General features: G+C 34.5%; 1 protein-coding gene. It reads left to right on the top strand.

What is annotated here, in order from left to right; genetic code table 11:
* A partial coding sequence (locus tag C1E99_RS14295) for a gamma-glutamyl-gamma-aminobutyrate hydrolase family protein (protein ID WP_193441832.1) occupies positions 1-203 on the top strand: 203 nt, incomplete at its 5' end.
* Positions 204-287: the final 84 nt, after the last annotated feature.

Genomic DNA, 287 nt, shown 5'->3' with positions numbered 1-287 from the left:
TTAATTCCTTCCATCAGCAACGAATCAAAGAATTGGCTCCAGGACTTGTGGCGACAGGTTTGGATCCTAGAGATGGTACGATAGAAGCTTATGAAAGTAGAGGGAACCAAGCTTTGTTTGGTATCCAATGGCATCCAGAATTTTTATACAATGATTGTAAGCAACATCGAGACCTGTTTCAGTATTTAGTAGATATATTTTAAGAGGGGTATCCCTCTTTTTATTATCAATGCTTATAATTGCAAAGGTATTTGTTATAACGAAAAGTTATAACTTTCTATAAAAAA

Origin of the sequence: Streptococcus suis (assembly GCF_002964045.1) — a bacterium.
GTDB lineage: Bacteria > Bacillota > Bacilli > Lactobacillales > Streptococcaceae > Streptococcus > Streptococcus suis_U.
This window is presented reverse-complemented; position numbering and strand designations above follow the sequence as displayed.